We start from the raw sequence: 254 nt of genomic DNA, 5'->3' as shown, positions 1-254 counted from the left end.
CAAGAAGACCGCGGCGGCTGGCTGGGCGTCGGTCTTGCGCGCTGCGCGCGGCGCGGCGGCAGGCGCCGGCTTGATCGATTTGTCGGTCGACTTGTCGACCGTCCTGATGGTCGCGGCCTTCGTGCGCGCCGCGGCGGGTTTTGTCCCGTCGGCGGACGGCGTCTTGGTGGCCGACGACTTGCTCGCGGCGGATCGGGGAGCGTTTTTTTCAGCGCGCACGAACGGACCTTCCTGCTGGCGGGGAACCTTATAAC

General features: G+C 68.9%; 1 pseudogene. It reads right to left on the bottom strand.

Annotation, left to right across the window (positions count from 1 at the left end):
* A pseudogene (locus ACSNOK_RS35195) lies at positions 1 to 254 on the bottom strand (hypothetical protein); the annotation flags it as partial.

Source organism: Streptomyces sp. URMC 126 (assembly GCF_051386555.1).
Classification (GTDB): domain Bacteria; phylum Actinomycetota; class Actinomycetes; order Streptomycetales; family Streptomycetaceae; genus Streptomyces.
The sequence above is the reverse complement of the archived record's forward strand: the minus strand, read 5'-3'. Positions and strand labels throughout refer to the sequence as shown.